This is a genomic window from Rhodococcus sp. GB-02, assembly GCF_053470465.1.
In genome coordinates this window covers 341,819-367,749 of the sequence record NZ_JBPUKE010000003.1, presented here as the reverse complement: position 1 = coordinate 367,749, position 25,931 = coordinate 341,819, and the positions used below count along the sequence as shown (strand labels likewise).

At 61.9% G+C, this 25,931-nt stretch carries 25 protein-coding genes; 9 read left to right on the top strand and 16 right to left on the bottom strand.

Translation table 11 applies throughout. The annotated features are described in order from the left end of the window. Window positions 1–66 precede the first annotated feature (66 nt). The 4 genes from ACSW29_RS22050 to ACSW29_RS22035 form a co-directional block, all read right to left on the bottom strand. Window positions 67–4,302, bottom strand: coding sequence for a hypothetical protein (locus ACSW29_RS22050; RefSeq protein ID WP_448278299.1), 4,236 nt, complete (start codon window positions 4,300–4,302; stop codon window positions 67–69). Between the two features lie 120 nt (window positions 4,303–4,422). Then, window positions 4,423–6,666 (bottom strand): AAA family ATPase, encoded by a 2,244-nt coding sequence (locus ACSW29_RS22045; RefSeq protein WP_448278298.1) that lies wholly within the window; start codon window positions 6,664–6,666, stop codon window positions 4,423–4,425. A 157-nt stretch (window positions 6,667–6,823) separates the two neighbouring features. Beyond that, window positions 6,824–7,210: a hypothetical protein gene (locus ACSW29_RS22040; protein WP_042921978.1), complete on the bottom strand. Its 387-nt coding sequence runs from the start codon at window positions 7,208–7,210 to the stop codon at window positions 6,824–6,826. A gap of 55 nt (window positions 7,211–7,265) precedes the next feature. Next, entirely contained in the window at window positions 7,266–7,418 is a 153-nt protein-coding gene (locus ACSW29_RS22035) for a hypothetical protein (protein ID WP_448278297.1), read from the bottom strand. 415 nt (window positions 7,419–7,833) lie between these two features. On the opposite strand from ACSW29_RS22035, the gene ACSW29_RS22030 reads away from it, so the two are divergent. Both ACSW29_RS22030 and ACSW29_RS22025 read left to right on the top strand, forming a co-directional pair. Continuing rightward, window positions 7,834–8,205, top strand: coding sequence for a hypothetical protein (locus tag ACSW29_RS22030; RefSeq protein ID WP_448278296.1), 372 nt, complete (start codon window positions 7,834–7,836; stop codon window positions 8,203–8,205). 77 nt (window positions 8,206–8,282) lie between these two features. Next, a complete protein-coding gene (locus ACSW29_RS22025; protein WP_448278295.1) occupies window positions 8,283–8,942 on the top strand; it encodes a hypothetical protein in 660 nt (219 codons plus the stop codon). 38 nt (window positions 8,943–8,980) lie between these two features. Here ACSW29_RS22025 and ACSW29_RS22020 read toward each other — a convergent pair whose 3' ends face one another. Continuing rightward, the gene (locus ACSW29_RS22020) at window positions 8,981–9,172 is read right to left on the bottom strand and encodes a hypothetical protein (protein ID WP_448278294.1); all 192 of its coding nucleotides are present in this window, start codon (window positions 9,170–9,172) and stop codon (window positions 8,981–8,983) included. Window positions 9,173–9,312: 140 nt separating this feature from the next. Next, window positions 9,313–10,128 carry a hypothetical protein gene (locus ACSW29_RS22015; protein ID WP_448278293.1) on the bottom strand — a complete coding sequence of 272 codons (816 nt, stop codon included), beginning with the start codon at window positions 10,126–10,128 and terminating at the stop codon, window positions 9,313–9,315. A gap of 202 nt (window positions 10,129–10,330) precedes the next feature. Between ACSW29_RS22015 and ACSW29_RS22010 the strand changes: the two genes are divergently transcribed. The 3 genes from ACSW29_RS22010 (at window position 10,331) to ACSW29_RS22000 (ending at window position 11,451) form a co-directional block, all read left to right on the top strand. Beyond that, window positions 10,331–10,681 carry a hypothetical protein gene (locus ACSW29_RS22010; protein ID WP_448278292.1) on the top strand — a complete coding sequence of 117 codons (351 nt, stop codon included), beginning with the start codon at window positions 10,331–10,333 and terminating at the stop codon, window positions 10,679–10,681. A gap of 7 nt (window positions 10,682–10,688) precedes the next feature. After that, a complete protein-coding gene (locus ACSW29_RS22005; protein ID WP_448278291.1) occupies window positions 10,689–10,853 on the top strand; it encodes a hypothetical protein in 165 nt (54 codons plus the stop codon). Window positions 10,854–11,073: 220 nt separating this feature from the next. Beyond that, window positions 11,074–11,451, top strand: coding sequence for a hypothetical protein (locus tag ACSW29_RS22000; protein WP_448278290.1), 378 nt, complete (start codon window positions 11,074–11,076; stop codon window positions 11,449–11,451). A 64-nt stretch (window positions 11,452–11,515) separates the two neighbouring features. Here ACSW29_RS22000 and ACSW29_RS21995 read toward each other — a convergent pair whose 3' ends face one another. The 3 genes from ACSW29_RS21995 to ACSW29_RS21985 all read right to left on the bottom strand — a co-directional run bounded on the left by ACSW29_RS21995 (window position 11,516) and on the right by ACSW29_RS21985 (window position 15,423). Continuing rightward, entirely contained in the window at window positions 11,516–12,745 is a 1,230-nt protein-coding gene (locus ACSW29_RS21995; RefSeq protein WP_448278289.1) for a hypothetical protein, read from the bottom strand. A gap of 182 nt (window positions 12,746–12,927) precedes the next feature. Beyond that, complete coding sequence (locus ACSW29_RS21990; protein WP_448278288.1) at window positions 12,928–13,944, bottom strand: hypothetical protein; 1,017 nt, start codon at window positions 13,942–13,944, stop codon at window positions 12,928–12,930. 519 nt (window positions 13,945–14,463) lie between these two features. Next, entirely contained in the window at window positions 14,464–15,423 is a 960-nt protein-coding gene (locus ACSW29_RS21985; RefSeq protein WP_448278287.1) for a pentapeptide repeat-containing protein, read from the bottom strand. A gap of 33 nt (window positions 15,424–15,456) precedes the next feature. Here ACSW29_RS21985 and ACSW29_RS21980 point away from each other — a divergent pair, with 33 nt between their 5' ends. Further along, the gene (locus ACSW29_RS21980; protein ID WP_448278286.1) at window positions 15,457–15,699 is read left to right on the top strand and encodes a hypothetical protein; all 243 of its coding nucleotides are present in this window, start codon (window positions 15,457–15,459) and stop codon (window positions 15,697–15,699) included. Between the two features lie 608 nt (window positions 15,700–16,307). On the opposite strand, the gene ACSW29_RS21975 is transcribed toward ACSW29_RS21980, so the two are convergent. Continuing rightward, complete coding sequence (locus ACSW29_RS21975) at window positions 16,308–17,462, bottom strand: IS30 family transposase (RefSeq protein ID WP_448276230.1); 1,155 nt, start codon at window positions 17,460–17,462, stop codon at window positions 16,308–16,310. A 205-nt stretch (window positions 17,463–17,667) separates the two neighbouring features. Here ACSW29_RS21975 and ACSW29_RS21970 point away from each other — a divergent pair, with 205 nt between their 5' ends. After that, window positions 17,668–18,216: a recombinase family protein gene (locus tag ACSW29_RS21970; RefSeq protein WP_448278285.1), complete on the top strand. Its 549-nt coding sequence runs from the start codon at window positions 17,668–17,670 to the stop codon at window positions 18,214–18,216. Between the two features lie 97 nt (window positions 18,217–18,313). Next, on the top strand, window positions 18,314–19,432 hold the full coding sequence (locus ACSW29_RS21965; RefSeq protein WP_448278284.1) for a hypothetical protein: 1,119 nt from the start codon (window positions 18,314–18,316) through the stop codon (window positions 19,430–19,432). A gap of 48 nt (window positions 19,433–19,480) precedes the next feature. Here ACSW29_RS21965 and ACSW29_RS21960 read toward each other — a convergent pair whose 3' ends face one another. From ACSW29_RS21960 to ACSW29_RS21945, 4 genes are all read right to left on the bottom strand, one after another. Next, window positions 19,481–19,699 carry a hypothetical protein gene (locus ACSW29_RS21960; RefSeq protein WP_147307978.1) on the bottom strand — a complete coding sequence of 73 codons (219 nt, stop codon included), beginning with the start codon at window positions 19,697–19,699 and terminating at the stop codon, window positions 19,481–19,483. Between the two features lie 88 nt (window positions 19,700–19,787). Beyond that, complete coding sequence (locus ACSW29_RS21955; RefSeq protein ID WP_448278283.1) at window positions 19,788–20,513, bottom strand: hypothetical protein; 726 nt, start codon at window positions 20,511–20,513, stop codon at window positions 19,788–19,790. 105 nt (window positions 20,514–20,618) lie between these two features. Beyond that, entirely contained in the window at window positions 20,619–20,939 is a 321-nt protein-coding gene (locus ACSW29_RS21950) for a hypothetical protein (RefSeq protein ID WP_042922007.1), read from the bottom strand. A gap of 108 nt (window positions 20,940–21,047) precedes the next feature. Further along, a complete protein-coding gene (locus tag ACSW29_RS21945; RefSeq protein ID WP_243580680.1) occupies window positions 21,048–21,371 on the bottom strand; it encodes a hypothetical protein in 324 nt (107 codons plus the stop codon). Between the two features lie 89 nt (window positions 21,372–21,460). Between ACSW29_RS21945 and ACSW29_RS21940 the strand changes: the two genes are divergently transcribed. Continuing rightward, window positions 21,461–21,991, top strand: a complete 531-nt coding sequence (locus tag ACSW29_RS21940) for a hypothetical protein (RefSeq protein WP_448278282.1) — start codon at window positions 21,461–21,463, stop codon at window positions 21,989–21,991. Window positions 21,992–22,064: 73 nt separating this feature from the next. Here ACSW29_RS21940 and ACSW29_RS21935 read toward each other — a convergent pair whose 3' ends face one another. Next, a complete protein-coding gene (locus ACSW29_RS21935; protein ID WP_448278281.1) occupies window positions 22,065–22,529 on the bottom strand; it encodes a hypothetical protein in 465 nt (154 codons plus the stop codon). A gap of 94 nt (window positions 22,530–22,623) precedes the next feature. Beyond that, window positions 22,624–25,920: a helicase-related protein gene (locus ACSW29_RS21930; RefSeq protein WP_448278280.1), complete on the bottom strand. Its 3,297-nt coding sequence runs from the start codon at window positions 25,918–25,920 to the stop codon at window positions 22,624–22,626. Window positions 25,921–25,931 lie beyond the last annotated feature (11 nt).

Genomic DNA, 25,931 nt, shown 5'->3' with positions numbered 1-25,931 from the left:
AGTGCACGACACAGGAACGGGGGCGCATCAGTAAGGACGCGCCCCGTTCCTTGTGCGTGTGCCGGGCTACATTTCGACTTCTGCTCCACGGTCGATCTCCGGGACCATGACCGGCTCACTGCCACTGTCCGGGCCGGCCGAGGGTTCGGAGTTGAGTAGTTCACCGACCTCGCGGGGGTGCGCGAGGGCGATGACCTCGGATTGAGGCGCATTCGAGACAGCGCTCGCATCGTCGAAATCTGGTGGCACGTCGTAGATGTCGACGGGTGGTTCTTGGTTGGGGTCGAAACCGTAGTCGGTGTCCGGTGCGGGCACGTCCAACGCTGCTGCTTGGTCGACGCCCAGTTCCGTCTCCGGGTCGGGGGCGAAATGCTGTTCGGCTTCGGCTGCTGCATATGCCAACGCCAGCGTGGCAACTGCTTTGCCGGCCACGGACAGTGACGTGTCGAAGTTCGGGTCGTAGTCCGCTTTGGTGTCTTTGGCGCGTTGCTCGGCTGCGGTAGCGCGTTGCTCGGATTCGGCTGCTCGGGCGTTGGCTTCGCGGGCTTGCTGCGTGAGGGCTTTCTGATCGGCTGTGTTCGGGTCGGGTACCTGGAACCCTTCTTTCCGAACTTCGGTGTCGGCGGTGCGGGCGGCGTCGGGGTTGCGGTCTCGCCGGAAGTTGGCGACGGCCCACTTCGCTGCGAGGGTGGCGCGGCGTCGATGTTGTGTGGGGATTCGGGCGGAGACAGCCGCTGGGGTGGACCTGCTTCGGATTCGGCCGGACTGGCGCGAGGCGCGGATGAGTGCCTGCTGCGCTGCCTGTGTCATCGCGGTGAACTCGCGAATGAGGTCTTCTTCGATCGGCTCGGTCATAGCTGCGGGCCTTCCTGTCCGTGATCGCGCGCGGTTTCGGGTGCGTCCACTCCGCGGGTGTTCTTGGGCGGTGCGGTGCGGGTGGGCGGATTGGTGATGCGCCATTGCTGCTCGGCGCTCTGGGTGGCGGGGTCGAGGGTTCGCCGGCGGCGTTGTTTCCGCGGTAAGGGTGTCGACGGTCTGCTCGGTGGTCTCGACCTGCTGTTGGGCGGTGGCCACGCGTGCTTGTGCAGCGGTTCGTGCGGCATTGTCTTCACGTTCGGCCGCGTCGAGGATCGCTTGCTGGTTGGCTGCGGTTTCGCGCAGCTTGTTCCACTGGTTTCGCGGCGGGGCCTGCGAGGTGGCGGTGCTCCATGCGGCGTCTGCTGCTCGGGCGGCTGCGCGGGCGGCGTCGACGGTGGGGGCATGTTCTGCGAGTTCTTGGGCGATTCTCCGTCGAGTGGGGGAGAGCTTGCTCGTCTCGTCGAGAGTGCGTTGCAGTCTCGCCAGTTCGGTGTGCGCTTGGGCGAGTTCTGCGTGTGCGGCCGTGCGGACTGTATCTGCGTGTGCGGCCTGGTCGACTGCGGTGAGGTCGCGGTCGACGGTGCGCAGGTGTTCGTGGGCGCGGGTGGTGGCGGGCTGTTCTTCTGCTCGCAGCAGTTGCGCTTTCGCGGCAGAGAGTTCGGAGCGGGTGGTCGATTGGCGAACCTGGGACTTCTTGATCCGTGCGGTCAGCTCGGCGTTGGTGAGCTGGCGTGCGGGGTCGGCGTTCATCTCGGCCGCGATGTCGGGGGTGTTCAGTGCGGTCAGGGCGGCACGGATACGGGCGGCGGCGCGATCGTCGTCGTGTGCGCCGGCCAATGGTTCCGCCTCGGTGTCCGAAACGTCGTTGAGGTGCAGCCAGGTGGCGATGGCGTCGACGACGGTCCGTGCCTGCGGCGTCGATGTGTCCGAGACGGCGTCCAGCCATGCGGGGTGTTCGTCGAGCGCGGTCTCACCGAAGGCGTGTGCTTGCTGCTCGATCTGTTCGTGCAGGTCCAGGACGCTGCGGTCCAGGTCGGCATCCGATTCCGGTGTGGCCGGGAGCGGCAGCGGGAGGGCCAGGAGGTCTGCGGTGTCGCGTCGTGGGGTGGTCGGTGTACTGCGGGCGTAGTCGATGACGGTCTGGGGGAAGCGTCGGGCGGTGGCCGTCGCGGCGGATGCTGCGGCGGTGTGGGCGTCGATGCCGGTGTTCTGGACTCGGGACAGTATGGCGGCGACTCGGTTCCAGTCGTCGGAGTTTTCGAGGGCTCGGGCGAGGTCCTCGGGGACGGCCGTGTGCAGGACGCTTCGGGCGAAGGCGTCGCCTTGGCGTCCGGTGGCGAGCTCGTACCGTTCGATGGTGTCGGTCATGCTCGGGCGTTCGAGGACTGCGGTCGCGGTCGGCGCCATCGATGTTTGCGCGCTGTCGGTGGATGGGTTGGTGGCCTCTCGCACGGGGGGCAGCGGCGCGGAGTACAGGGCGTCGACGGCGTCGTCGGCCAGAGCCTTGGCGGCGCGCATTTCTGCACGCCAGACCTGGTTCTCGAGTGCACGGTAGGTGGCGCGGGCCTCGTTGAGGGCGAGGTTGTCGAGTTCTCCGGCGATGAGTCGGACCTGCTCGGCGTCGGTCGAGGTGACGATTCGGGTCACGCCGCCAGCGGCGTCTTCGAGAGCCTGTTGTGCGAGTTCGTATTCGGCGTGGGCGCGGTCGGCTTCGGTGGTTGCCGCGCTGGCGATGATCTGTTCGAGCGCCAACTGCGAGTCCAGGTCCGCGGCGAGGTCGTCGTTTCCTTCTGCTCGTGCGGCGCTGGATTCGGTGCCGAGTCGAGCGACTTCGTTGCCGCCGATTTCGGCGCGGATGGAGGCGTCGACCCAGCGTTGATGGGCGTAGGCGGCCTCGGAGGCGTAGGGGCGCTGGGTGTCGGCGCGGCTGTGGATCTCTGCGATCATCGGCAGAACCGCCACCAGGTGTTCACTGGTTCCGTCGAGCATCGCAGCCCACAGGGCGTCCTTGTGTTCGCGGGCAGCGGCGAGGTCGTCGCGCAGTCGAGCGAGCTGTTCGGCGGGTTCGAGATCGCTGTAGCGGGTGGCGACGACAGGGTCGCCGGTCCACGTCTCGACCTCGAAGTCCTCCGGCGCGTACTCCAGGTCGGCTGCTGTCTCCTCGCCTGGGTAGTAGCCGAAGTCGTCACCAAACGTGGTGGCGGCGTCGTCGAAGTCTGATTCGGTGCGCTCTCCTGCGTCCTCGTACGACGGTGCTTGTGCGTCGAATTCCGCGAGAGCGGCGGCGTCGTCGAAGTAGGTCTCGTAGGAACCGGCCGCTGCGGCGGCGGCTTCTTCGGCGTCGAGATCGAGCGGCTCGGGCGGTAGGTCATCAGCCGAGTAGGCGGTCGACGCTTCCACGATTGCCTCGACACGCCGGGCGAGTGCGGCGGCAAGGTGATCGGCGGGCATCGGTGCGTCCGCGTGCGCTTCTGCGAGCAGGTCGTGGGCGACGGTGAGGAGGTCGGCGGCGTTCCACTGCTCGGGGTCTGCGGCGTTGATCGCTGCGACCAGCTGCGGCCACGCGGCGTCGTCGATGACGCGTTGCGCGTTCTCACCGAACAGTTCGCGAAGGTGCGGTGTCCAGACAGGTTCCAGGCCACCGATCGCGTCCTTCGACGTTTCGGTGGTGTCGAGGTGACGCGAAAGCCTCCACCAGAGTGCTGCTGCGGGCATCTCGTCGGGGAGCGGCTTGTCGCCGCTGACCAGTCGCACGAGGGAGGGAACGTCGACGCCGGCAGTTTGTGCGGCGCTGAGCTGTTCGGCGAGTACAGGCCAGTAGGGGTCGCTGACCAGTCGCGGTTCGACCTTGTTCGCCAGCGATTCCCACACCTTCGCGGCGGCGGCGGGATCTCCGAGCACGGTCGCGGCTCGGGTGCGCAGCACCGTCTGTGCGCGGCGGTCCGCGACCGCGAACTGATCCGGTCCGGTGGGTCGAAGGTCGATGTCTTCGACGCCATGCGCTGCCCGCCAGACCGCAAGATCGGACAGGAGTTCTCGGTCGGTGTCGAGAAGTCCACGCGCCCACAGGGGAGTGCTGTCGGGGGAGTAGTCGGCGGCGCGGGTGCGCACGTCGGCAGCGAGTTCGGAGACGAGGTCGGCTCGCGCATTGAGGTAGGTGCCCCACTTCTTGTGGGTGCTCAAGCTCGCCGGGACGGCGGGCAGCCAGGACAACGGTCCGGATCCGCCGGAGTGTGCGCCGCTGGGGTCCAGACGCCAGTCGAGGACCGCGGCGACGTCGAGAGCGGTGTCGAGTTCGCGGCTTCGGGCAGCGGATTCGAGAGTCTGGACCGGGTCGGCACCGTTCGCGGCCAGGATCGCGAGATGCTTTCGCAGTACCGGGTATGCCGGTTCGCTGGACAGTCCGGCGACAAGTTTCTCGGCGGCCTTGTCGATGCGGCGCAACGCTCTCTTGCCGAGTAGGTGTTCGGCGGCGGTCCCGACTGCGTCGTCGTATGCGGCGGCAGCGTGGGCGAGACGAAGGTGCGGATCTTCGAGTCGACGTTGAGCGGAGGTGGCCGATTCTTAAGCACCGTCGCGACCGAGAATGCGGGAGAACAAGTCCACTGCCGTCGGTGGCGTGATGCCGTCCGGAGTAACGACGGAGTGTTCGTCGCCGTCCCCGGCGGTGGCCAGGTACAGGTGGTTGTCGAGCTTTCCGCGGGTCAGTGCGACGTAGGCGAGTTGGCGGGATTCTCCGCCGGTGCCCACGGTGTGGCAGCTGTCGGCGGTGATGCCCTGGGCGCCGTGGATCGTTCGGGCGTACCCGAGTTGCACGTTCTTCCGGACGTCTCCGGCAGGCAGGGTGATCTTGCGTCCGGAGGCGAGGTGGGTGACGTGCAGGCTTCCGTCGCTGCGAACGTCGGTGACGGTCCAGCGGTCACCGTTGCGGACGAAGTCGGTGGCGCTGGTGCGGAGTCGACGGTTGTTCTTGCGGGTGGTGATGATGTCACCGGTCGAGGCGGAACTGCCGTCCGAGAGCGCCACCTCGGGGCCGGTGGGGCGTCCGTCGAGGGCGAGTCGGTCGGCTCGGGCGCGCTCGTTGAGGTTGCGGACCATGTCCCTGGTCGGGGCGAGCATGACGGCGTCGAGACCGGCGGCGCGGTCCGCTGACCATCCCGCGTAGGCGAGGTCTTCGGCGGCGACGGTGTCTCCGACGTGGACGCGTCCGTGGTCGATGTAGAAGCCGATCGCGGCCGGATCACCGTCACGCAAGGCCAGCGATGCGTAGCCTTCGGCGGCGTCGGCGAAGCGCACGACGTCGGTGAGCGTGATCGCGCCGCTGGTCTGTGCGATGTCCCGCAACGCGCCGCCGGAGCTGACCGATGCGAGCTGTTGATCGTCGCCGACGAGTCGGACGCTGCCGCCTTTGGCGAGGATGTGCGAGACCACGGCGTCGAGGTCGGCGGTGCCGGCCATGCCTGCTTCGTCGATGACGACCAGGGTGCTGTCGTCGATGTTCTGGATCCACTCGGGTACGTCGACGGCCTGATCCGGGTTGTTCGTCGCTGCCGCAAGTTCTTCGAGAACAAGCGTCAGTTTGTTCATGGTGTCGGTAGTCGCGTCGAGGTCCTTGCGGAGCGCGGCGGCGGATGCTGCGGTCGGTGCAAGACCGATAACCCGGCCGCCTTCCGCTTCCCAGGAGCGCGCAAGGACAGCCATTGCGGTTGTCTTACCGGTGCCGGCGGGAGCGAGCGCGAGTTGGAGTCGAGCGCCGGAGGTAGCGAGTTCTCGGACGAGTTTCGCCTGTCCGGCGTTGAGTTCGAAGTCGTTTGCGGCTTGCTCGAGCAACGCAATATCGACGGTGGACGAGTCGACGCTGCGACCGTCCATCAGCTGCGAGGCAGCGACCAGACGCTCTTCGGCGGCCATGATTGCTTCGGAGGTGTACATCGTCGTTCCGGCTGTGCTGTACACGCTCGAACCGTCCGCGCGGCGCAGCTCTGCCGGGTCCGACAACCCCTCGTCGACACCCAGCGATACGGATCGCTCGGGTCCGAGCGCGGCGGCGACGATGCGGTCGACAACCTTGTCCATCTTGCGTCGACTGAGGTTTGCCGAGCGTGCAATGCGCTCGGCTTCGGCGCGTACATGGCATTCCTGCCACCGGGCGCGGGACGCCGAAATGGTCCCCAGGACGGCTTCGGCGGATTGGTCGATCCACCGTTGATTCGTCCGAATGCGGCTGCTCGAACGTGGGGGATGGGTGGCTACTCGGATCATCTCCGAGAGCGCGTGTTCACTGCCCAGAACCTCCAAGGCGGTTGCTCGCCAAACGGCTCGCTGCTCGGCAAGCGAGCGAGGTTCGTGCTTTGCATCGCGGGTCTCGAGGGTGGCCTGTTGCGCTAGCTCCAGCGCCTCGATGGAGCTGGGTTCGCGTCCGTGGTCGGCTTGGAACTGTGCGGCGAGTTCGCCTCGACGCGACTCGATTGCGGCCCTGCGGGAGGACCAGACTTTCATCAGTGCGGGGTCGACACCGACGATTTCGCGGACGGGACGCTTGCTGGGATCGGTACCTTCTCGTTCGGCGAACCGGATGGTCGCGACGTATCGGGCTGCTGCCTTCGGTGGGGTCTTGGCGCAGGCCAGCTTGCCCAGGAATTCCTTGCGGACCACAGCGGCGGCTTCGGCGCGCAGATTGAGTTCGCGGACCTTACGTCGCTCGTTGGAGGTTTCCGCGGCTTCTTCGTCCGCTGCTTCCTTGGGGTCGCAGAGCATCTGCACTCCGGCTGCGCCCAGGTCCAGGTGCCGGAGTCGAGGACTGGGCATGGCGACTACCCGGCGAAGACGGAGCGGTCGGGCGAAATCGCGGCTGGCTCCCGGAAACCGCCGACGAATGGATCGATGCCCTGGCGAGATGACACATCGCCAGGGCGCAGTGACGTGCGGCGCGCCCAGTGTTCGAGCCACGCCGCACACGGATGGTTCAGGCCGTGGCCTTGTCCTTGCCGAGCTGAGAGACCCGCGAGGGGGTGATGCCCAGCATGACGCCGATTTCGCGGACAGACAGACCCCGCTGCCGAAGGTCGTGAACGACTGCACGCGACTGGCGCGAGGCTTCGTCGACCGCTCGTTGAGCGGCTGCGTTGAGCTGCTTGACTTCCTCGATCTCGCGGCGTGCGGCCGGATCGAAGTCGTAGTCGAGGGTGACCTCGAACTCGGCCGCAGGAATGTCGGTGAGCAACTCTCCTGCGTCTGCGACCATCGCCGGGATTTGATCGAGACGCCGGGCCTGGGTGAACAGCCCGTCGACCTCGGGAACGTCCACCGACCACCAGTCGCCGGATCGGACTGCGTGTGCTGTGACCTTCATTTCTTCCCCTTCCGTGCCTCGGTCATCCCGAGCTGCTTGCGAATTGCCTTGGCGGTCAACTCGGGAATTTCCGAGTCCCGGGCGACAACCGTGCGCGTCCTCCGATCACCACTTTGGTGTGATTTCCGCCTTCGGTCTCATCGATCTCGAGCCCCGCATCCTTGGCGAATACTCGTATCTCTTTGAGAAGTTCCGTTCGCTTCGTCATAAGAATAAGTGTACCCCCCTACACGACTCAAGTAAAGGGGGGTACACACTTTTGTTCTTGCAGTTCAGAGGCACGCTTCACGCAGTCATCATCGGCGCGCATATTCCGCAGCACCTCGAAAACATGTGCCATCGCCAGACGGGGTTGACCCGACCGGCCGGATTGAGTGCCCAACATTCACTGGAGAGCAACCAATCCGGCGGGATCGAACGGGTTGGATAGTGGATTTTCGCCGCACCTACGACCTTTGACCTAGTCAATTCGTACTAGCGCAACCTTCGGTACCACTTCCCCTTCGCCCGAACGTGATCGAGGTCATCTTTTCGCAAATGTTCGGTTACCACTTTTTGCGATACCGTCAGTTACATCAAAGTTGGTTGCGGCCGATGCAGCCTTCGCGTCACAGGAGGTTTCCATGTCCCGTTCACGTATGGCTGTAGCTGCGCTGTTGGTCCCGGTCGCGGCCGGTGCTGTCGCTCTCCTCGGGGCGGGTGCCGCTTCTGCCGCTACGCCGTATTCCGGAGACGGTTATGTCGGTGTTCGGTTCGATCAGAACGAGACGCGTTTCCTCGCCGACACCAACACCGCTGATTTCCTCAACGCCATCCCCGGCGAATACTGGGGCGTGTATTCCGGTGATGGCTCGATCTACAACAACGGGACCATCGTCCGCGCCACTATCGGCCAGCTGGTCGACGAGACCGCCAACCACCAAGGTCAGGTCTCGTTCAGCGTGAACAACCCCGCGATCTGGACGAGCACCGTCGACATCGTCCAGGAGTGGTGACCAGGTCCATTTTGTACGTGCAGGGCGGGGTGAGCGCGTTGCTTCCCGCCCTGCACTGACAAGGGAAACCCGCCGACATGAAGCCAAAAAAGGGCCAACTGGTTGCATCGGCAGCGCTGGCCTCCGTGCTGCTCCTTTCGGGCTGCACCGGGACGGTCTCCGGTGCTCCGGTCGCCACGACCGTTGCCCCCACGTCAACCGAGTACAAGACCACCCTGGTTCCGCTTCCTGGAGTCGATTATCAGCGGTTCGAATGGCCCGGAACTGACACCCAGATCCTCATGCCCCTCGTGGACGGGTGGCAATTCCTCTCCAATATGGATGAGGAAACCGATGACGCAGAGGGACCCGTTCTCTCCAACCTGACGGGTCTTCCTGAGGGCAGCATCGCTACCGGAGCAATCGCTTTCGACAACTGGGAGAAAAAGTACGCCAAGGACGAGGAGCAGGCCACCGTACAGGCGTATCAGAGCCTGACTCGGCTGAACGACTTCACACTGGTCGAGAAGAAGAAGACCAACGCCAGCGGATGGGACGCGACGGTGGGAACTGCGACCTGGACCCTCAAGGATCCTGGCGTGGACCCCCGGCATCTCTTCATGACCTTCGCCATCTACTCGCGGATGGAAGGTGGACGGGCGAAGTCCTTCACGATCATGGCCCAGGACGAGTACGGCGATATTCAACAGGTCCAGGACTACAAGTTGAAGCTCGTCACCACCCCACTGTTTCAGTGACGGAACCGGCAGCTCGGAGATTCGTACGTGTTCGCGGTCTAGGTGGCCGGCGCTTCGGTGATGGCGTCTGCAGTGACGAGCATGTCGATCTCGACGCTGTTGGTTCCGCCCGCATCGGTGACGTACACGGTTACCCCGGCCAGCCACTGCCCGTCGTGCATCCGTGCCCAAAATTTGAGAGCGCCGTCGAGGTATCCGGACATGTACAGCGCGGACGTTTTCAACCGCATACTCACATGATCGGCCCGTGATGCTCCCCCTCGCCCGAGTGGCAGCGCCCGACCGATGTCGACTTTCACCGGCCTCGCTGGCTCGAATGTCCTGATCACAGGGTGGTCCGGCCAGCGCTCGTTCCAATGATCGGTGTTGATCACAGTGCCTTCTTCAGCGGGGCAGGCTCGTGTGCGGCGTCGACAGTCGGTGCGATTGCTCGCCAGACTGACACCCCTGCCTCTTCGCGGATCTCCATCCGTCCTGTGCTTCGTTGGAATCCCTTGCCCAGGGCCGCGACGTCGAGCTGGACGGAAGTCACCCGCCCGCGCCCCGCAGTCAGGCCGCTGTACCCGGCAACCCTCGATTCGATCCGTAGATCCGGGCCGTCCCATTGCCCTTGAGTGACCACGAGAACATTGCCCTTGGACCTGGCTCTGGCGACGACTGCTCGCGCCCTCGACGGTGTGACGGCCGCGCCGGAAAGTCCGAGTATCACCAGGTCAATGCCGTCAAGCAGGATTGCCGCCACCTCGACCGCATTGTCCCGAGGCTCGGGGACAAGTGCGATCCGTGACAAATCCGCGCCTTGTTCCGTGACTGCAAGGACTCCCAGAGTGGGCATTCCGATCACTGCTGCATGTCCGCCGTGGGCGGTGACGGATGCAAGCAGACCGATGAGGACGGAGTTCGTTCCGGAGACGCTGACGACGGTGCCTCGTGCGAGTCCTCCGCGTGGAAGTAGTTCGCCGAGCGGCGGTGGCACCGGAAGCATCCGGAGAGTCGATTGCGCCGTGGCCACGATCGGAGTCGGCTCGCGCTCGCCGACGGGTTTGAGCATCACCGAGGGTGTCGCTGGTTCGGTGCCGTCCGAGCGGGCCGGGATCGAGGCCATCTTGCGGCGTAGCTGTTCGAGCTTTTCCGCCTTGCTGAGGGCTGTCGCTACTGGCGTGACCTGGTCGGACAGTTCCGTCATGACGATCTGTCCTCCTACCGTCGCCTGTCCCCACCCTTACCGTAGTCGAACACGCGTTCGATGTCATATGTGCGACATCGGTGACGGTCGCCAACTATGTCGGCACCGCGGCGTACCGTCTTCAGTTGGCACCTCTGTCGGGGAGGCGCTTCGGCCCCGCTCGAAGGATCGGGTGGGTTTTCCTTGTAGGGAGGACAGAAAGATGGCATTGAGTAGGCTCGCGCAAGAATTCGCGGACGAGATCAAGAACCACGATTGGTCGGATGCACCGTACCGACTCGATCGAGCGGGACACGACCGCTCAACGGATACAAACCGCAGCACCGGCGTCCTCACAGGCCGCGGTCCTGACTATGTGCGGTGGAACGCCGTCGTAGTGACGGCTCAGGTGTTGATGTATTCGGATCCCAATCTCAAGTTGGTGGAGTACGCGATCGCATGTGGGCTTCCTGCGGATATGACCGGCACCGTTCAAAAGGCAGATGGATTCTTGGAAAACGGAATTCGGCTGAATGCGGCGCGAGAGATCGCGAAACCGGGAACGTGTGAGTGAGGGTTCGATGAGCGAGAGTGCAGAGCCTGATGAGGCTCAGAGTTGGAGTCACGCACCCGATGTGGGGCAGGCCGGCACCGTCGCACTCGAGGATGGCCAGTGGTCCTATCGGTACAAGGACGGCGCAGATTTGATCATCATGAAGATGCCCGAACGCGACGCTCCGAAGTAGATCCGGGAGCTGCGCAGTTCGGCTGACCGTTCAGCGGCACTGTGCCGCGGCCTCGAACGAAAGAGCACCAGGTCACCACATATGACCGATCCGCAAGGCTTTCTTGCAGGTCAGGACGTCGGCTTTCGCTTCCGTCGGGTCAGTGTGGCGACCTGGTGCTCGTCGCGATACCAAGGATAGTTCGGGGGTCCGACATTCTCGGGAGACTCGACTTCTGTGGTTGTGGGTTCTGGTGCTGCAAGATGGTGTGGTCGTTGACGGTCGTCGTGATGTGGGGGATTTTGTGAGCAAGGAACATTTCAGTGCCTCGGATTTGATTGCACTCGGCTACACCCCTGATCGGTTGACCTCGGTGTTCGGTGAGCCGGATTCTTTTGACGGGGAAACGCTTTGGGACCGAGAGACTGTCGTTGCGATCGAGCGCGATGTGTTGGCACCTGCTGTCCGGGTCTTGTGGGATGCATTCGCTCCGGAGTGGAATATCCGTATCAGAATGCAGGGCGCGGCGTTGCCGTTGGGGTGGCCGCAGATGGAACAAATGTTGGCGCGGGTGACGATGCGCGAAGAAGCCGAGAGCCGAGGGGAACAAGCTTCCTAAATCCCCAGCGCCGCTAAGGTACTAGTTGCTTCTTCCCCTTCGGCCACGACGCCCGCCCAGGCGATTACGCGTCGTTGTTTCCATGTTCGACGATCCATCGTCCGGTGGCCACGAGCTGCCGACAGTCGTGCTCGTTGAATCCGAATTCTGCCGCCGCTTCGAGATATTCATTCCATGGCGCACCGTCCATCGACTTGACGCGGCCGAAAAACTCTTTGACGATGTCGGTGGGAAAAGCAACCTCGACGCCGAGTAGTCGTTGTAGTTTCCGCGCCGCCGCTTCTTTTCGCCCTGGTGTCGACGCCGCGTTGAGTTCGTTCGTCGCGTCCCTTTTTGCTTGGACGAAACGGGCCACGAGCTGGGTGTCCTCCGGCGTCAAGATCAGTCCGATGTGGCCGACTGCTCGTACATGACCTTGAGCGTGCGCGGCTGCGATCGCTTCCGGCTGCCCGTGAAGGGTCACCAGTATGCGAAGCCGCTCCAGGGCCACAGCGGAGATGAATCCCGATGGCCCGCCGACACTTCGTGTCCAGTGTCGGACAGGTTGCTGCTCATCCCAGGCGCAGTCGGGCCAGGACCCAGGTGTGCCGTCCTGCTCTTGAAATTTCATCATGCATCTGTCGCCGAAATCTCCTGTACCGGAGACTGATTCAATGAACACCCAGCTGAATGTTTTGTTGATTTCAAAGTCACCGAGGAATCGGGGCACCTCGTCACCCGGTTGCAGATCGCGGACATTCCGGCTGGGCCACCACCTTCGGTTGGCGTCGACCATGCATTCGGCGGCTTCGGCATGATCTCGCAAGGTCGCGAGATCCAGCGTCGCCGAATCCACCCACGGAGACTCCGCGCTACCTATCGGGAGGCGTGAGATGACCGATCCGGGAGATTGCCGGATTTCATCTCGTATGCGCTGGAAACCGTCTTCGTCGGGCGCCTTCCACGCCTCGCTGATGTGATCCAGACCGACTGTTGCTGTGAGTGCTCCTCCGCGCCTTGCAATTTCGATTGCCACCGCACCGCTCGGCGGACCTGATGTCCAAATCCCGTGAGGGGAGTCATCCAAGTTGCGTTTGATCCGTCCGACGGTCGATTTGGCGAGTCCGAGCGCTTTCGCGGTTTGCCGCACGGAAAGCCCCTGCACAGTGCAGGTGCGGACGGCCTGAAGCTGCACTATTTCCAGAGCACGTTCTGCATCGTCGCGAAACGCGACTGCCCGCCTCACCGCCCGTGCCGCATCCGCTGGTGTGCGGTCGACCGCGAACTCCGAACTGCACTTCAACCTGCGTCCCATGGCAGGGACACTACACATGTCCCAACGGAGGGACAACGGCGGAGGTTTCCTTCGAGATTTCCTTTCGGATGCTTCCCTGGGTCAGCTCACTGCGGGACGGCCGACGAATACCGTTCGCAGGCCGGGGTACGAACTGCTCGCCCTGCCGGGTGCCAGTTGGGGATCGCCGCCCACGATTTCCCTCACACCAAGCGGAGCCAATCTGGCAGGTTGTCGACTGAGAGCTTGACCCGCGCATCGGGTGTGTCTTCAAGGGGAGCCGCGAGAACCTTGTTGTCCGGCAGATGGATCTCAAGGTCGTAGTACGACACGTCCTTGACCGCGGCCCGCACGCGGTTACGTATGTGCTTGAAGTCGAGTTCCAAGTCGTTCGTCGGTCCCTGGGAGGGTCGGACTATGACCAGGGGAACCAACCCGTCCGTGCGTGAGGTGCCGAACGATGGCTGCTTGTGGTGCGCGGCAAGTTGATCCAGGACCCATTTGAGGTTATTCGCCGTACGATTTGGCAGCTCTCCCCGGATCACCGCCTCCGCGACGCCATCAGCAAGACGGCAGAAAGCTGACTGCTCTTCAACAGTGAGCGGCTTCGGCGCGAGCTCACCTGGGAGTGAAGTTGCGCATAGGTCGCCTGTCGATGGATCTACAGTTAGTCGCCTGTGCACCACCGAATGCCTTAGCGTCTCGGTAGCGTCGAAACACTTCATGACCCGATCCCATACGTCGGCTTGAATGGTCGGCGGTGCCGACACCTTTTCCGTACGAGCACATTTCGTCTTGAACGCGATGCTGTAACCGGGATTTTTCCGTTTTGGTTCGCGTACGCCGTCCTGTTCTAGGCGCATCTCGACGAGCAGGTCGAACACTTTCCATGCAGCCCCAAAGACGAGCGGCCTGATCTCGTTGATACCGAACTGGTCCCCGGGACACCTCGACGAGTCGGCCGCCGTCACTTGAACATTGATCGCCGTCGACTGTGCCGCTGCCGAGAGAATGTCACCCAGGTCGATCACGACCCCACCTTGCGGCTGGGGTAACAGCGGGAAGCCGCGGGCAAGGATGTACCTCTCGAAGGCGGTGTCGTCTTCGAATTCGTTGATGTTCGTCGGGATCCGAACCTCCTCGAGATCATTGACCTGGTTGAAAACGATCGATTGATAGACCTGGAAACCGAGAGTCCGGCCTCTGCCGCAGAGAGACATTCGCCATGGATCGCGTAGCCGGCTCTGCCATACCTTGTCTAATGCCCCCTGGCGAGTGGCGGATTGTCAGTGCCTGGCGGGTTGGGAGGAATCCCGGTGTTGGCGTAGCGGGTGTCATCGTCATAGGGGCCAGTGCCCTTAATCATTGACTGTGTCTTCTTACGCGGATGCCCTACGTGGTAGTGAGGCTGCTCGCTGTGATCCGGGTGCGCATACCCGCACTCATAAACTGGCGCGCTGCCTCTTCTGAATAATCCGAGCATGACGGGTCTCCTCGCGGTAGTGCGAGCCTCATCTTAGAAAAGGCTGTCGCATGACATCGTCCCAGAGCCAGCTATCTGGTGGGCCAGGTCAAGGAACTGCTCATCTCACGGTGAGTCTTCATTTTCGTATCCTTGCAGCCCTTGGGTCCAAACGGTGATCGCAACAAGCCTTCTCTGACGTCCGCAGAATGATCGAGTGTTCCTATCGAAGCCATCGCGCCCATCAACCGATCGATTCAGACACAGGACGGTGGCGCTACCTTTCTTCGCGCGGCTCAGGTGGGGTGAATCCGGCAGGCCAAATTGTGGCTGATGTCCATGACACGTTGACGAAGGTCGCGCCGATGACGTTCGCACCGGTCATGTCGGCATCGGTCAGGTCCGCGTCGGTCATGTCGGTATTGGTCAGGTCCGCGCGGGTTAGGACCGCGCTGGTCAGGTTCGCGTCGGTCAGGTTGGTTTCGCTCAGCTTCGCGTCGGTCAGGTTCGCGCCGGTCAGGTTCGCGTCGGTCAGGTTCGCGTGGGTCAGGTTTGCGTGGGTCAGGTTCGCGTCGGTCAGGTTGGTTTCGACCAGTTGCGCGCGGATCAGGTCCGCGCTGTACAGGTTCGCGCCGCCCAGGTTCGCGCCGGCCAGGTTCGCGACGGCCAGTCGCGCGCGGATCAGGTTCGCGTCGCTCAGGTTCGCGTCGGTCAGGTCCGCGCGGCTCAGGTCCGCGCGGGTCAGGTTCGCGACGGCCAGTCGCGCGCGGGTCAGGTTCGCGCCATACAGAATCGCTTCGGGGAGGACCGTGCGGTTCAGGTTCGCGTCGGTCAGGTTCGCGCCGAACAGTATCGCGTTGGTGAGGTTTGCCCTGAACAGTTTCACACCGATCATGTCCACATTGGTTATGTCGTACTCCAAGCCTTTCCAGCTTTTGGGGTCGGAGATCTCCAACGTCGACCGTGCATGGAGGGTGAGGAGAATGGTTTTGCGTACTTCCAGTTCCCCGGTGTCTGGCAGTCCGTCGGCAATCAATTTAGGGGTACGGGTGTTGGGAGTTCGCAGGTATGCGCAGAGGAGGTCGATGGCGACTTGTTTTTCAACACGTTCGTTCTGCAGCTGCCAGTCGTCAGCGAGAGAGGCCAGGGCGTAGACACCGGCAAGTCGGACCGCAGCGGAGTCATGGGCGAGTTGTTCGGCACAGATGGTGTAACGGGATCGTAAGTCACGGATCACTTCTCGCTGATAGGTGCGTTCGAACGTCGACGCTTGTTCCCTCAGAGCCCGCTCGGCCTGCTGACGCTGCTCCTCGAATTGCGTCTCATGCCTTGCCTTCTCCTCAGCCGCGACAGTTCGCGTGTGTTGAAGTTCGGTCTGGGCGTGGGTAAGCGCTGCCGCGGCGGTTTTCTCCGCGCTGACGCGAGTGTTGTGGGCGGATCGGAAGGTAAGAACACCGGCGCAGAGGACTCCCGCGCCGCCAAGGACTGTCGCGACAGGCTGTGCGACCCCTGAATCACCGGAGAAGATCGCAAATCCTGACACAATGAGGGCAACACTAACGGCCGCGAGGGCGCTGCCTACAAGAAACCCAACCTTCGTGCCGCCCGATTCAGATGAAGACGACGGAACTGGAGATTCATCGACTGGTGAATCTTCGGACCGCCCACCCGCTGTTGTCATCCGAATATTGTGCGATGCCGATGGTGGCTACGTCACCATCCCCAGGAGTTGAACTTTGCTCCTCGAAGATCCGGATCCGAAGAATCCTGAACTCGACCGCCGTGCAACTCCTTTGCATAGCTATGCGCTTGCTCTGGTCGTCTCTCATTCGTTCTTGGTCTCAACAGGTCAACGCATCGCCAACATTACGGTGATACCCGAAAGAGTCACGCCGGTCGGTTAGTGTTGACGGTGGAACACTATGCGGAGGTTGCTGTGAGAATTTGGAACTGGTTGATGCTCAAAATTTCTTCAATCGGCGGGTCGCCGAGGTTTCGGAAGGTAGTCGATAGCCCGATTTGGGCGGGCAGCGAAGGTAACCGATAGCCCGATTTGGGCGGGCAGCAACGACAACAAGCTCTGACTGGGCAGGCGCCAGATTCTCCAGTTTGCTATTTGCTTTAGATGGCGCCGAGCACCTGCTCTTCTTTTCGCCGTGGACTCTCCCAGTCAAGCACTCGACGAGGTCGATCGTTGAGCTTGGCTGCGATCGCATCCAGTCCATCTTGGTTGAAAGTGCGCAGGTCAGCGTTCTTGCGCAGATACTGACGCAGCAGCCCATTCGTATTTTCGTTCGTCCCGCGTTGCCACGGATGATGCGGAGCGCAGAAGTAGACGGGCATGTCGAGAGCTGCGGTGATGCGCTCGTGCTCGGCCATTTCCCTTCCTCGGTCCCAGGTCAGCGACCTACGCAGATGGGCAGGTAGCGAGCCCAGGCAGGTGATTAGCGCGTCCGCGACCGTCTCAGCTCGGTAGCCGTCCGGCAATGCCACCACACGGGTAACGCGTGATTGCCGATCCACCAATGTCGCCACCGCTGACGGCCGGATGCCGAACACGAGATCGCCTTCCAAATGGCCGGGCTCGCTACGATCGTTTGCCGCAGCTCCTCGAAGATCGATGGAGACCATATTTCGTATCCGCCCACGACCGTGGGAGCGTTTCTTTCCCCTCGGTCGACGAATCGGCCGATCGGTGCGGAGTTCGTGAAATGCAGTGCTGTCGAATACTTTCCGTGACGGTATGTAGAGGCAACGGTAGATCGTCTCGTGCGAGACCCACATCTGCGGATCGTCCGGGTGCTCGCGTCGGAGCCAGACTGAGATCTGCTGAGGCGACCACTGCTCGTGAAGCTTCGCGGTGACGGTTTCCCGCAGAATCGGCCGCATAGACAGCGTCGGTAATTTAGGCCGGCGCGCGCGGACGTACGCCGCTGCATCCGCCTCGACCGCCCGGTAGGCAACACGGCCACCGTTGCGGGCAATCTCGCGTGCAATCGTGGACGGGGATCTTCCCAGTTTCTCGGCGATGGTCCGAGCGCTGTCGCCGGCGGCGATTCCTCGCGAGACCTCTTCTCGTTCGCCGGCGGTGATGTGGCCGCGTCTTCGTGCTCGTGGGACCGGTCGGATACCGCCGGACTCACGTAGGAAACGACGAATTCGGGGCATCGTTACTCCGAGGATCCGCTCGATTTCTCCTAGTGATTCTCCGCGGCGGTGGAGATCCCAGATCAGGTTCTCCTGCTCCACAGTGAATCCCAATGCCTTGCTGCCCACCCACGCCTCCACGGCCACGCATCATCTCACCAGTAGTGATGCGTTGACCTGTTGAGAGCAAGTTCGTTTGTCGGACACTGCCGGACTCACATCGGCGGGTTCGGTCGACCTTTCGTTATCGAATCGTTGAGTGTCCCGAAACCCGTCCGAAAACCAACTGTCTCTCAATACTTCATGTCGTCGAGTTCTGCGACACTGTGCCCTTGTGAGCACACTTTTGGGGTACGCCAGGGTCTCGACCGCCGACCAGAACCCGACTCTGCAGACGGACGCTCTGACGGCCGCGGGCTGTTACAAGATTTGGACCGATGTCGCGTCCGGTTCCAAAGACGATCGCCCGCAGCTGGCCGCAGTCATCGAGTACCTTCGCCCTGGCGACACCCTCGCAGTGTGGCGCTTGGACCGACTCGGGCGAAGCCTTCCCCACTTGCTCGAAACGGTTGCCCACCTCGAATCGATCGGCGTCGGGTTCACCTCACTCACCGAAGAAATCAACACCACCACTTCCGGTGGCCGGCTGATCTTCACCATCTTCGGAGCGCTCGCCGAGTTCGAGCGCAATCTCCTGAGGGAGAGAACCTTTGCAGGTCTGGAAGCAGCCAAAAGGCAGGGACGCACCGGGGGCCGTCCGCCCGTACTCGATGACAAGCAGAAGGCGATCGCACGCAAGATGAAAGGTGCTGGCGTCTCGATGACCTCCATTGCCGAAACTCTCGGAGTCGCTCGATCAACCCTGTACCGCAACCTCGTCTAGACGGTTTGTGCACAGGACTTCGGAACACGAAACGTCAGTCGTCTCTGTGATGTAGCGTCGCAATCTGCCGTCCTACTCACGGAAAGATCGTCACATCATGGAGCTCAAAAATTCTCGTGGACTGTTTTTTGCTCAGACCCGTGAGCCGCAGATAAGCTACTGGGCGAATCCCAAGATGCTGGAACTCGAAAAAGAGTCAGGCGGAAAGATTCCAAGTGAGTTTTTGAACTGGAAACCGTGCGCTCCAGACAGTCGATCGAACTGCCCAGAACTACACAACACCATGAAGATGCTCGTCAAGATGTCGAACCCCAAGTGGCGAGCCCGAGCGAAAAACATCTATGCAGGACGCACATACCGAAACGAGGATATGGCCGAATCTAAAACAAATCTCCGTGGCGGCATGATAGCCATATCGCACGAATACACGGCAGTTCTCAGCGCATACGCGGCAATGTACGGCAGGTTTATAACGGCCCTCGATTTTGCGAAAACGATTTCCGAAGAAGAATCACGGCGGTTATGGACCGGAATGCGCGATCACTTCGATCAAAGTATCGAAGACTTCAAGTATGGCGGCATTCTTTCCTTGAAGGGAAACGACTTGATGGTCTTCCCTGATGCTAATTTCAAGGAAGCTTTCGAAAGTGCGATTTCCGGGGCAGAGACCTGGACGATCGCGCACGAATTCAGCCACCACATAGTGCGTGACGTCACCTCCAGGAAGGATCGGGAGGTTGTGACAACCCTAAGGGATCTGACGAAAGCCAGCTCGGTAGGCCAGGAGATCCGGGACATGTCATCCAAGCAGCGCGACGAGATCAATGCAGACTTGCTCGCAACGCTTCTCATGTCTGGTTACTTCAACGGAAGCCGCGACCCTCTAGGGGTGACCGGCGGTATCTGTGGCGCCGTATTGTCCCTCATAACAATTGCACATTTCCGAGACGAATGGACCTCCGTTCCAGAGGATTCACATCCTGGATGCTTGGACCGAATTCGGATACTCCTGACCATTATTTGCGAATACTACGGAAAAGAAAGCGCATTCCCTGACGATCCTGAGCGGGCACATATGTTTGTTCGTCGATTTGCGGGAGTCCTTATAACCTTTGCGCGTTGGGTTCACGGATCGATAGAAATGGAATCGTCAGCAATATACCTGTCTATTGCTGAGATTTCAGTCATGCTCGAATTTACGGAGAACGAGGACTAAAAGACGAATGGAAGGAGGAAATTCGTTCCTCCTTCCATTTCTTCCAGTTCAGTCCCACCGCTCCGGGTCGAACAGGCTGGGTCCGATTCGCTCTTCGAGGACTTGGAAAGTTGTTCCACGCCAGACGCGGTACACCCCAGCGAGAGCGATCGCGGCCCCGACTGTCATGAAGATGAAACCGATAGGATTTGTGGGGCCGGCTACAGCCAGGGCAACACCGGAAATCGCCACGGCAATCAGGATTGCCACGGACCCTTCGATTTGCATTGCACGTCCCTGACCTGCGAACCTCGGCATATCTGACGCGCGTTTAGCCATCACGCTGGCCGGTTCGTCGAGGTCCCGAGGGCCGCGATCATCGGCGCCCGGCGAGAGTTGCACTCAATGGCGCGGTGAGCGTTGAGTGTTCGGCTGCACTGATGTGATCGCAGACGACAATCGCTGCTGCGGCGCAACCGATGTCGGTGAGCGGGTATCCGGTCAATGTGTCGAAGAAGTTGACGGGTAACCCCGCGGCCCGAGATGCGAGCTTGTTCGCGAGCAGCATCTCGTCGAGCAGTCCAGCTTGTACGGCCGCCGAAATGAGTTTGCCTTTTGCTTCGGTATGCGCGGGCCGGAGTTCGACCAGAATGTTGGAGAAGGTGTCGAACTTCTTCGCTGCTGCCGCATTGGCTAGTTCGAAGTCGTCTGTGTAGTAGAGCTTTTCGATGAGGTCGACAACGTCGGAGCCTTGGTGCCCGAAGAGTTCGGCAGCGCGGATCTCGCGGTGGACGTTGATGCCGTCGAGTCGTCGCAGTCCGGGGTCGCGCGGGACGCCGGTTTCCTTGTCGCCGCTGACTTCGTAGATCGAGAGGGGCCAGGACAGTTTGGTGTCGAGATTTGCGTGCCTGATGAGGTTGTCGAGGCCGTCGGCTGCGAGTGCTGTTCGGACTGTGCGTCCGAAGCGTGTACGTCCCGTGGCTTGGGTATTGAGTGCGCGTGCGGCACGGTAGTCGATGGTTTCGCGGGCGCTTTTGCGTTGGTCGGGGCATACGCGGCCCTCGACATCGACGATGACATAGCGCTTAGGTGTTGTGCTCATGGTGGTGAACCCCCTGGTTCCGTGCGATTTCTCAATGGTTTGGTAGTCGGCATGACTTGAGGTGCTCTGAGGTTGGTGGTCGGGGCAACGCTCGTCGATCGGTTCTCAGTCGACCCAGGCAGGCTGGGCAGGGATGTGGTTGGTGGGAACGGGTGCGAGAAGGCGCAAGATAGGCAGGCTGAAAACTCGAAGAGCGAGCGAGCTGCGCCATCCCTTGTGCTTGACTGCGAACAACCAGTGTCCGAACAACCACAGGCCCAGCCCCACTGCCAGGGCCAACGGTGCGTTCATCTCCCCGAAGTGGGGGCCGCCCCAGATGAGCCCGGCGATGGTGAGAATGATGAGCAGACCGCCGAGGAATCTGGCGACGAATGATCCGATTTTCCAGGCCACCAGGACCACTACGCCGATGATCAGGATGCTCATGTTCGTTCCCCCGCACTGTGTATGAGTGTGTCGGCTCATTGTGCGGCACACCTACGACAGATGTGGGTTCTGTTGTGAGAGTGCGGGCGGAGCGGCCCACCGTGTTGTTCACCGTTCTTCTCGCTTGAGAGTCAGGGTGTTTCCGTGACCGACGGAATGCGGTCTACCCAGTAGGAAACGTCCTATGTGAGAGCTGTTGTCGTCGAGGGCGATTGCTTCGATGCGGACTGCACGACCGGTGTACCCGTCGTCTTCGGTGCACCAGTTCTGGATCCGGCAGGCCCTGTTCAGCCAGATGATGCGTCCCACGTGTTTGTCGCACACGCACGCAGCGGGGATGGTCTCGGCGTCTGCGAGGAACTCTTCGAGTGCGGGATCGGCGTCGGAGGGAAAGTCGAACAGGTCGAGTTGAGCAGGTTCGTTACCTTTCATGTCCCCACAGTAGCCCATAACGTCCTACTTGTGGGACACACCGGGCTTTCAATGGTCCTGCGCGTCCCGTCTTTGGGTAAGGTTGCGGTATGAATCAGCTGTTCAAAGCCGCTTCCGATGCAGTGTCGACCTCGAAGCAGGCCGCCCGCCAGGCGAAAGAAGCGAGCGATGTCGTGCTGATGCAGGCAATCAAAGTGCTGCTCGCGAGCGGTGTTTCCATCCGGGAGACTGCCTCGATGCTCGATTCGAGTAAGGCGACGGTCGGGCGTCTCGCGGCATTGCCGTCGACGGCCACGCCCGTTCCCTCTGCCGATGGAGAGTCCGCTGACCTCGTGGTGAGCAACGGGTGGGGATCGCAGAAACGATTGGACGAGGTGTACGAGTGGTGCTTGATCTACGACGGTGAGCACGGGATCGAACTCCCGCCGGCGGTACTCGACCTGACAAAGGACCAAGCACTCTCAAATCTTCGGGACGCGTGCGAGCAGGATCGGGTTGCCGGCGAGAGCAGGCTCACCGACGACGAACGGAACGCCGTCCGTCGTCAGTGCAGGTTGGCTACTGTGATCGCCCGTGCTTGCGGCGCTACTGGTGATGAACTCGCGCGATCGCAGAGTTGATCATGGTCTTTCCGATCATGATCTTTCCCTTGATCGGCCGAGGCTGAGGGGTTCTCTAAATTGCTGTGCTCCGTCAGGCCTGAATCAATTCGAGAGCGGCCACTGCCCGGTCCGGGAGGAAGAACTCACGAACATCGGTTCCAGTGAGGTAGTCCTTCACGTCGATCGTTTTGAGGTCAAGCTCGGAGATACCGAAGAATTCGCTGGCAAGCTTGAGTTCTAACACCACATTGTGGATGGGATTGTCGGTTGCTTCCTCGCGAAGTACGCGGTTCCATCCCGGCTCCGGGTTTGCCGTGACGAAGTCGGGACTAACGTTGACATCGATGTACGAATACTCGGTGGACTCCGTCAGGATCACGGCAGCCTGCGTTACGACTTCCCTGTAACCCTCGGCCGTTGACGCAGCTTTCTCGGTGGCAGCACGCCCCTTGCGCAGGTCCGCGACAAGGAGGGTCAGCGCCGCGAGATCCTCCCCGGTGAAGTGCCTCTCGAGACCTGGGATCGGTCCGTTCAGGTATACGCGGGTCTTTGCCATTGTTTCTCCATTTCAGTGCCGAATGATTCAAATTGATTGTATTTCAACATTTTTCGTACCGCTCAACCACTTCGCACATTCCTGTGCATGGCGTTTACAGCTCTTGGCCATGGTCACGTTCGACAGATGGATCGGTCGACGGACGGGCGGGATTGGGCCGGTCGGGTGATGCTCGGCGACGGTTGAGCATGTCCCGTATTGATGTCGGGTGCGCGAGGTCGATCACCGTGGGAGAAGCCTCGTTTGACGGTGAATTCGGTTCCGGAGACGACTCAGCTGCCTCCGGGATATCTGAGTCGACGTTGCCGGGTTGTGCTGTTTCCTGCTCTGCCGCAACAGGTGCCGGGTCTTGTTCCGTCGAAGCGTCGGAGACAGTTGCAGATTCGGCCACTGCTGCCAGTCGGCTGCGTTCCATGGCTGCTTCGGCTTCCCGGCGGGCCATGATCGCTCGGACCTCGTCGGCGTCGACGCATTCGAGTTGTTCGACGAGTGCCGGTGTCGCGTTGAGCATGAGCGACCAACCGGGCTCTCGCCCTTTGTATTCGAGCCGCTCTTGCAGTTCAGCTCGGCGGGCGATCGCTTCGGGGCTGTTTTCTTCCTCTCGGAGCTGGCGTTGGAGGTCGTAGAGTTCGGCGTACATCGACTTGAGCTCGGCGCTTCGGGGAAAGTCCTCGCTGGACTGCTTCTGCAGTTCTTCGAGACGGGCAGTGGCGGTGTCGAGTTGCCAGGTGCGGGAGTCGAGTTTGTCGGGTACTTCGGCGACCATGCGTTCGACGCGGCTCATGATGCCGCTCGCGACGTGACCGAATGCTCCTTCGCGTTCTTCTTCGGTCATGGTGGTGTTCGCTCGTACGCTGACGTACATGTCTTCTTGGGGAATGACTCTCGTCGAGAGCGGAAGTCCTTTCGCGCCGACGTAGAGCGCGGCATCGGCCATGGACCGGCGGACCTCGATTTCGAGGCCGCCCTTGGTTGCGACGGTGACGACCTTGTCGAGTCCTGCACCTTTGAGGTGACCGTAGGTCTCTCGTAGGTGATGGACCAGCGCTTTCGATGCCTCGGGGCGTTTGGTGAAGGTTTGGCCGGCGATGGTCATCGAGAATCCCTCGGCCGCGAGGTGCGCTTCGACTGCGGGTACGGCCGCGGTCAGTGCCGCGATTGCCTGCTGGTGTCCGGGTATGGCGGTGGTGAGGGCTCCGAGTTCGCGTTCACGGCTTCGAGCTGCAGCGAAGTGCGCGTCGGCGTCGGCTTGTAGGTCGGCGACGGCGCCGTCGAGTTCGACTTGGCGCATGTAGCGGGGATCTCCGGTGGCGATCGCTTTGATCGCTGCTGCGTTCTTGGCGAGGTCGTCCCCGCCCAGATCCTCGACTCGGCGCACAGTGCGGTCCGCGCGCTTGAGCTGCTCGATGAAGTGCGCTTTGCGTTGCACGGTCTGCCACATGAAGGTGTCGAAGGTGCGTTCGGCAACGTACGCGAAGATCTGGACGCGCTTGTTCTGGTTGCCCTGCCGGATGATGCGGCCTTCTCGTTGTTCGAGGTCAGCAGGCCGCCAGGGCACGTCGATGTGATGCAGGGCGACGGCGCGCGGCTGGATGTTGGCGCCGGTTCCCATCTTTTCGGTGGAACCGAAAACAACAGCGACACGGCCGTTTCGGCAGTCCGCGTACAGCTTCGCCTTCTCCGACGCTTTCGCGTAGTCGTGGATGAACCGGATGGATTCAGGATCCATGCCGGCGGCGACGAGTTCGTCCCTGACTCCGGTGTAGATATTCCACGCTCGGCTCTTGGCTTTCGGGGTCGACCGGTCGCAGAAGACGATCTGGAGTCCTCCGCGTAGGGGGGACTCGTTTCCTAGATTGTCGAGGTAGACGTTGTCCTTGGTGTCTTCGCGGACCTCGAGGATCTGATCTGCGAGGATGCAAGCTCGACCGCCGGTCTCGGGAGCGCCGAGGTGCGCGGTCCTCGGGTCGAGGGTCACGTTGCGGCCGTCGCTCGCGATCTTGAGCGAGTTGTCGATGTCGGGACGGCGGCGATCGGCGGCACTGGCGCGGTGACCGAGGTCGGTGATGAAGTCCCGTACTTCCTGGCTGGGCTCGAAGGAGATGACGGTGCGCTGCCCACCGTCGAGGACCGGAAGAGTCACCGGCACTTGATCGCGCATCACGACGTCGGTGAACACACTGGTCATGGCGACAAGGTCACCGACGTTGGTGAACTCCCCGACCCTGGTCTTGGGAACGAGTTTGCTGCCACTCGAGTTCAGTTCGACGCTCTCGACCGTGGCGGTGAATGTCGCGCCCCACGAGTCGAGCGCGGCAACACCGGAAGCCTCGAGCAGATCCGGGCGCAGATAGTTCGTCATCACCCACAGCTCACCGAGACTGTTCGCCACCGGGGTTCCGGTGGCGAAGGTCGCGACTCGTTCGACGTAGTTGTCCTCGGGGATACCGGCTTCGACGGCTTCGGCGCGGCGCACACCTCGCAGGTAGTGCAGCTTCATCGACAGGTCCATGGCCTGATCGGCGCCCTTGGCGCAGGCCAGCTCGTCGACGTTCGATTGACGGCGCAGGTTCTTGTACATGTGCGCTTCGTCGATGAACAGGTAGTCACCGCCGCTCTCCTCGAAGCTCAGACCAGCGTCTTTTCCGGTTTGATCGAGAGTGTCGTTGAGTCGTTCCTCGGCGTTGGCGATCGCGATTTCGAGTTTCTTGACCGACTCGCGGGTCTCCATCGTGGTGCGGTGCTCGTAGAGCTTGTCGAGTTCGTCGCGGATGAAATCGGCTTTGGTCTGATTCGAGACGCCGATCAGCTTGAACGCGGACTGCGGCACGATGACCATGTCCCAGTCCTCGGTAGCCGACTGCGCGACCAGTCGCCTGCGGGATTCGAGATCGGTGGCGGCGGATCCGGAGAGGATGCGGGCGCCGGGGTACCAGTGCGATGCCTCGATGGCGATCTGTTCGACGATGTGGTTCGGCACCACGATCCACGGTTGGCGGACGAGTCCGAGCCGTTTGAGTTCCATGGCGCCCATGAACATGGTTCCGGACTTGCCGGCACCGACGACGTGATCGAGCAGTACGGACGGCTCACCGACGATTCGGGCGACGGCGTTGCGCTGGTACTCGTAGGGCGCGTACTTGTCGCCGAGGCCGGGGAAGGTCTGGTAGCTGCCGTCCCATTGCGGTGCGACGGTCGAGTTGAACAGTTCGTTGTAGGTGTCGAGGAGCCTTTCGCGGCGATCCGGATCGGCGTCGAGTGCCCACGTGCGGAACTCCTGCTGTATCCGGCGGGCCTTGTTCTGCGCGGCGCGAGTTGCCTTGTCGTGCAGCAAGTCCCCACCCGCTGCTTCGGCGTATTCCTTGGACTTGTTGATGCGGATCGGTTCCATGTTGCACAGCG

Excerpts from the sequence above, each read along its gene's own strand:
- ACSW29_RS22005 (WP_448278291.1), top strand. The coding sequence starts at position 10,689 with ATGAGCGAGAGTGCAGAGCCTGATGAGGCTCAGAGTTGGAGTCACGCA.
- ACSW29_RS21940 (WP_448278282.1), top strand. The coding sequence starts at position 21,461 with ATGAATCAGCTGTTCAAAGCCGCTTCCGATGCAGTGTCGACCTCGAAG.
- ACSW29_RS21945 (WP_243580680.1), bottom strand. The coding sequence starts at position 21,371 with ATGAAAGGTAACGAACCTGCTCAACTCGACCTGTTCGACTTTCCCTCC.
- ACSW29_RS22030 (WP_448278296.1), top strand. The coding sequence starts at position 7,834 with ATGTCCCGTTCACGTATGGCTGTAGCTGCGCTGTTGGTCCCGGTCGCG.
- ACSW29_RS22020 (WP_448278294.1), bottom strand. The coding sequence starts at position 9,172 with ATGCGGTTGAAAACGTCCGCGCTGTACATGTCCGGATACCTCGACGGC.
- ACSW29_RS21965 (WP_448278284.1), top strand. The coding sequence starts at position 18,314 with ATGGAGCTCAAAAATTCTCGTGGACTGTTTTTTGCTCAGACCCGTGAG.
- ACSW29_RS22025 (WP_448278295.1), top strand. The coding sequence starts at position 8,283 with ATGAAGCCAAAAAAGGGCCAACTGGTTGCATCGGCAGCGCTGGCCTCC.
- ACSW29_RS21990 (WP_448278288.1), bottom strand. The coding sequence starts at position 13,944 with ATGTCTCTCTGCGGCAGAGGCCGGACTCTCGGTTTCCAGGTCTATCAA.
- ACSW29_RS21995 (WP_448278289.1), bottom strand. The coding sequence starts at position 12,745 with ATGGGACGCAGGTTGAAGTGCAGTTCGGAGTTCGCGGTCGACCGCACA.
- ACSW29_RS21935 (WP_448278281.1), bottom strand. The coding sequence starts at position 22,529 with ATGGCAAAGACCCGCGTATACCTGAACGGACCGATCCCAGGTCTCGAG.
- ACSW29_RS21960 (WP_147307978.1), bottom strand. The coding sequence starts at position 19,699 with ATGCAAATCGAAGGGTCCGTGGCAATCCTGATTGCCGTGGCGATTTCC.
- ACSW29_RS22040 (WP_042921978.1), bottom strand. The coding sequence starts at position 7,210 with ATGAAGGTCACAGCACACGCAGTCCGATCCGGCGACTGGTGGTCGGTG.
- ACSW29_RS22035 (WP_448278297.1), bottom strand. The coding sequence starts at position 7,418 with ATGACGAAGCGAACGGAACTTCTCAAAGAGATACGAGTATTCGCCAAG.
- ACSW29_RS22045 (WP_448278298.1), bottom strand. The coding sequence starts at position 6,666 with ATGCCCAGTCCTCGACTCCGGCACCTGGACCTGGGCGCAGCCGGAGTG.
- ACSW29_RS21955 (WP_448278283.1), bottom strand. The coding sequence starts at position 20,513 with ATGAGCACAACACCTAAGCGCTATGTCATCGTCGATGTCGAGGGCCGC.
- ACSW29_RS21950 (WP_042922007.1), bottom strand. The coding sequence starts at position 20,939 with ATGAGCATCCTGATCATCGGCGTAGTGGTCCTGGTGGCCTGGAAAATC.
- ACSW29_RS22010 (WP_448278292.1), top strand. The coding sequence starts at position 10,331 with ATGGCATTGAGTAGGCTCGCGCAAGAATTCGCGGACGAGATCAAGAAC.
- ACSW29_RS21930 (WP_448278280.1), bottom strand. The coding sequence starts at position 25,920 with ATGGAACCGATCCGCATCAACAAGTCCAAGGAATACGCCGAAGCAGCG.
- ACSW29_RS22015 (WP_448278293.1), bottom strand. The coding sequence starts at position 10,128 with ATGACGGAACTGTCCGACCAGGTCACGCCAGTAGCGACAGCCCTCAGC.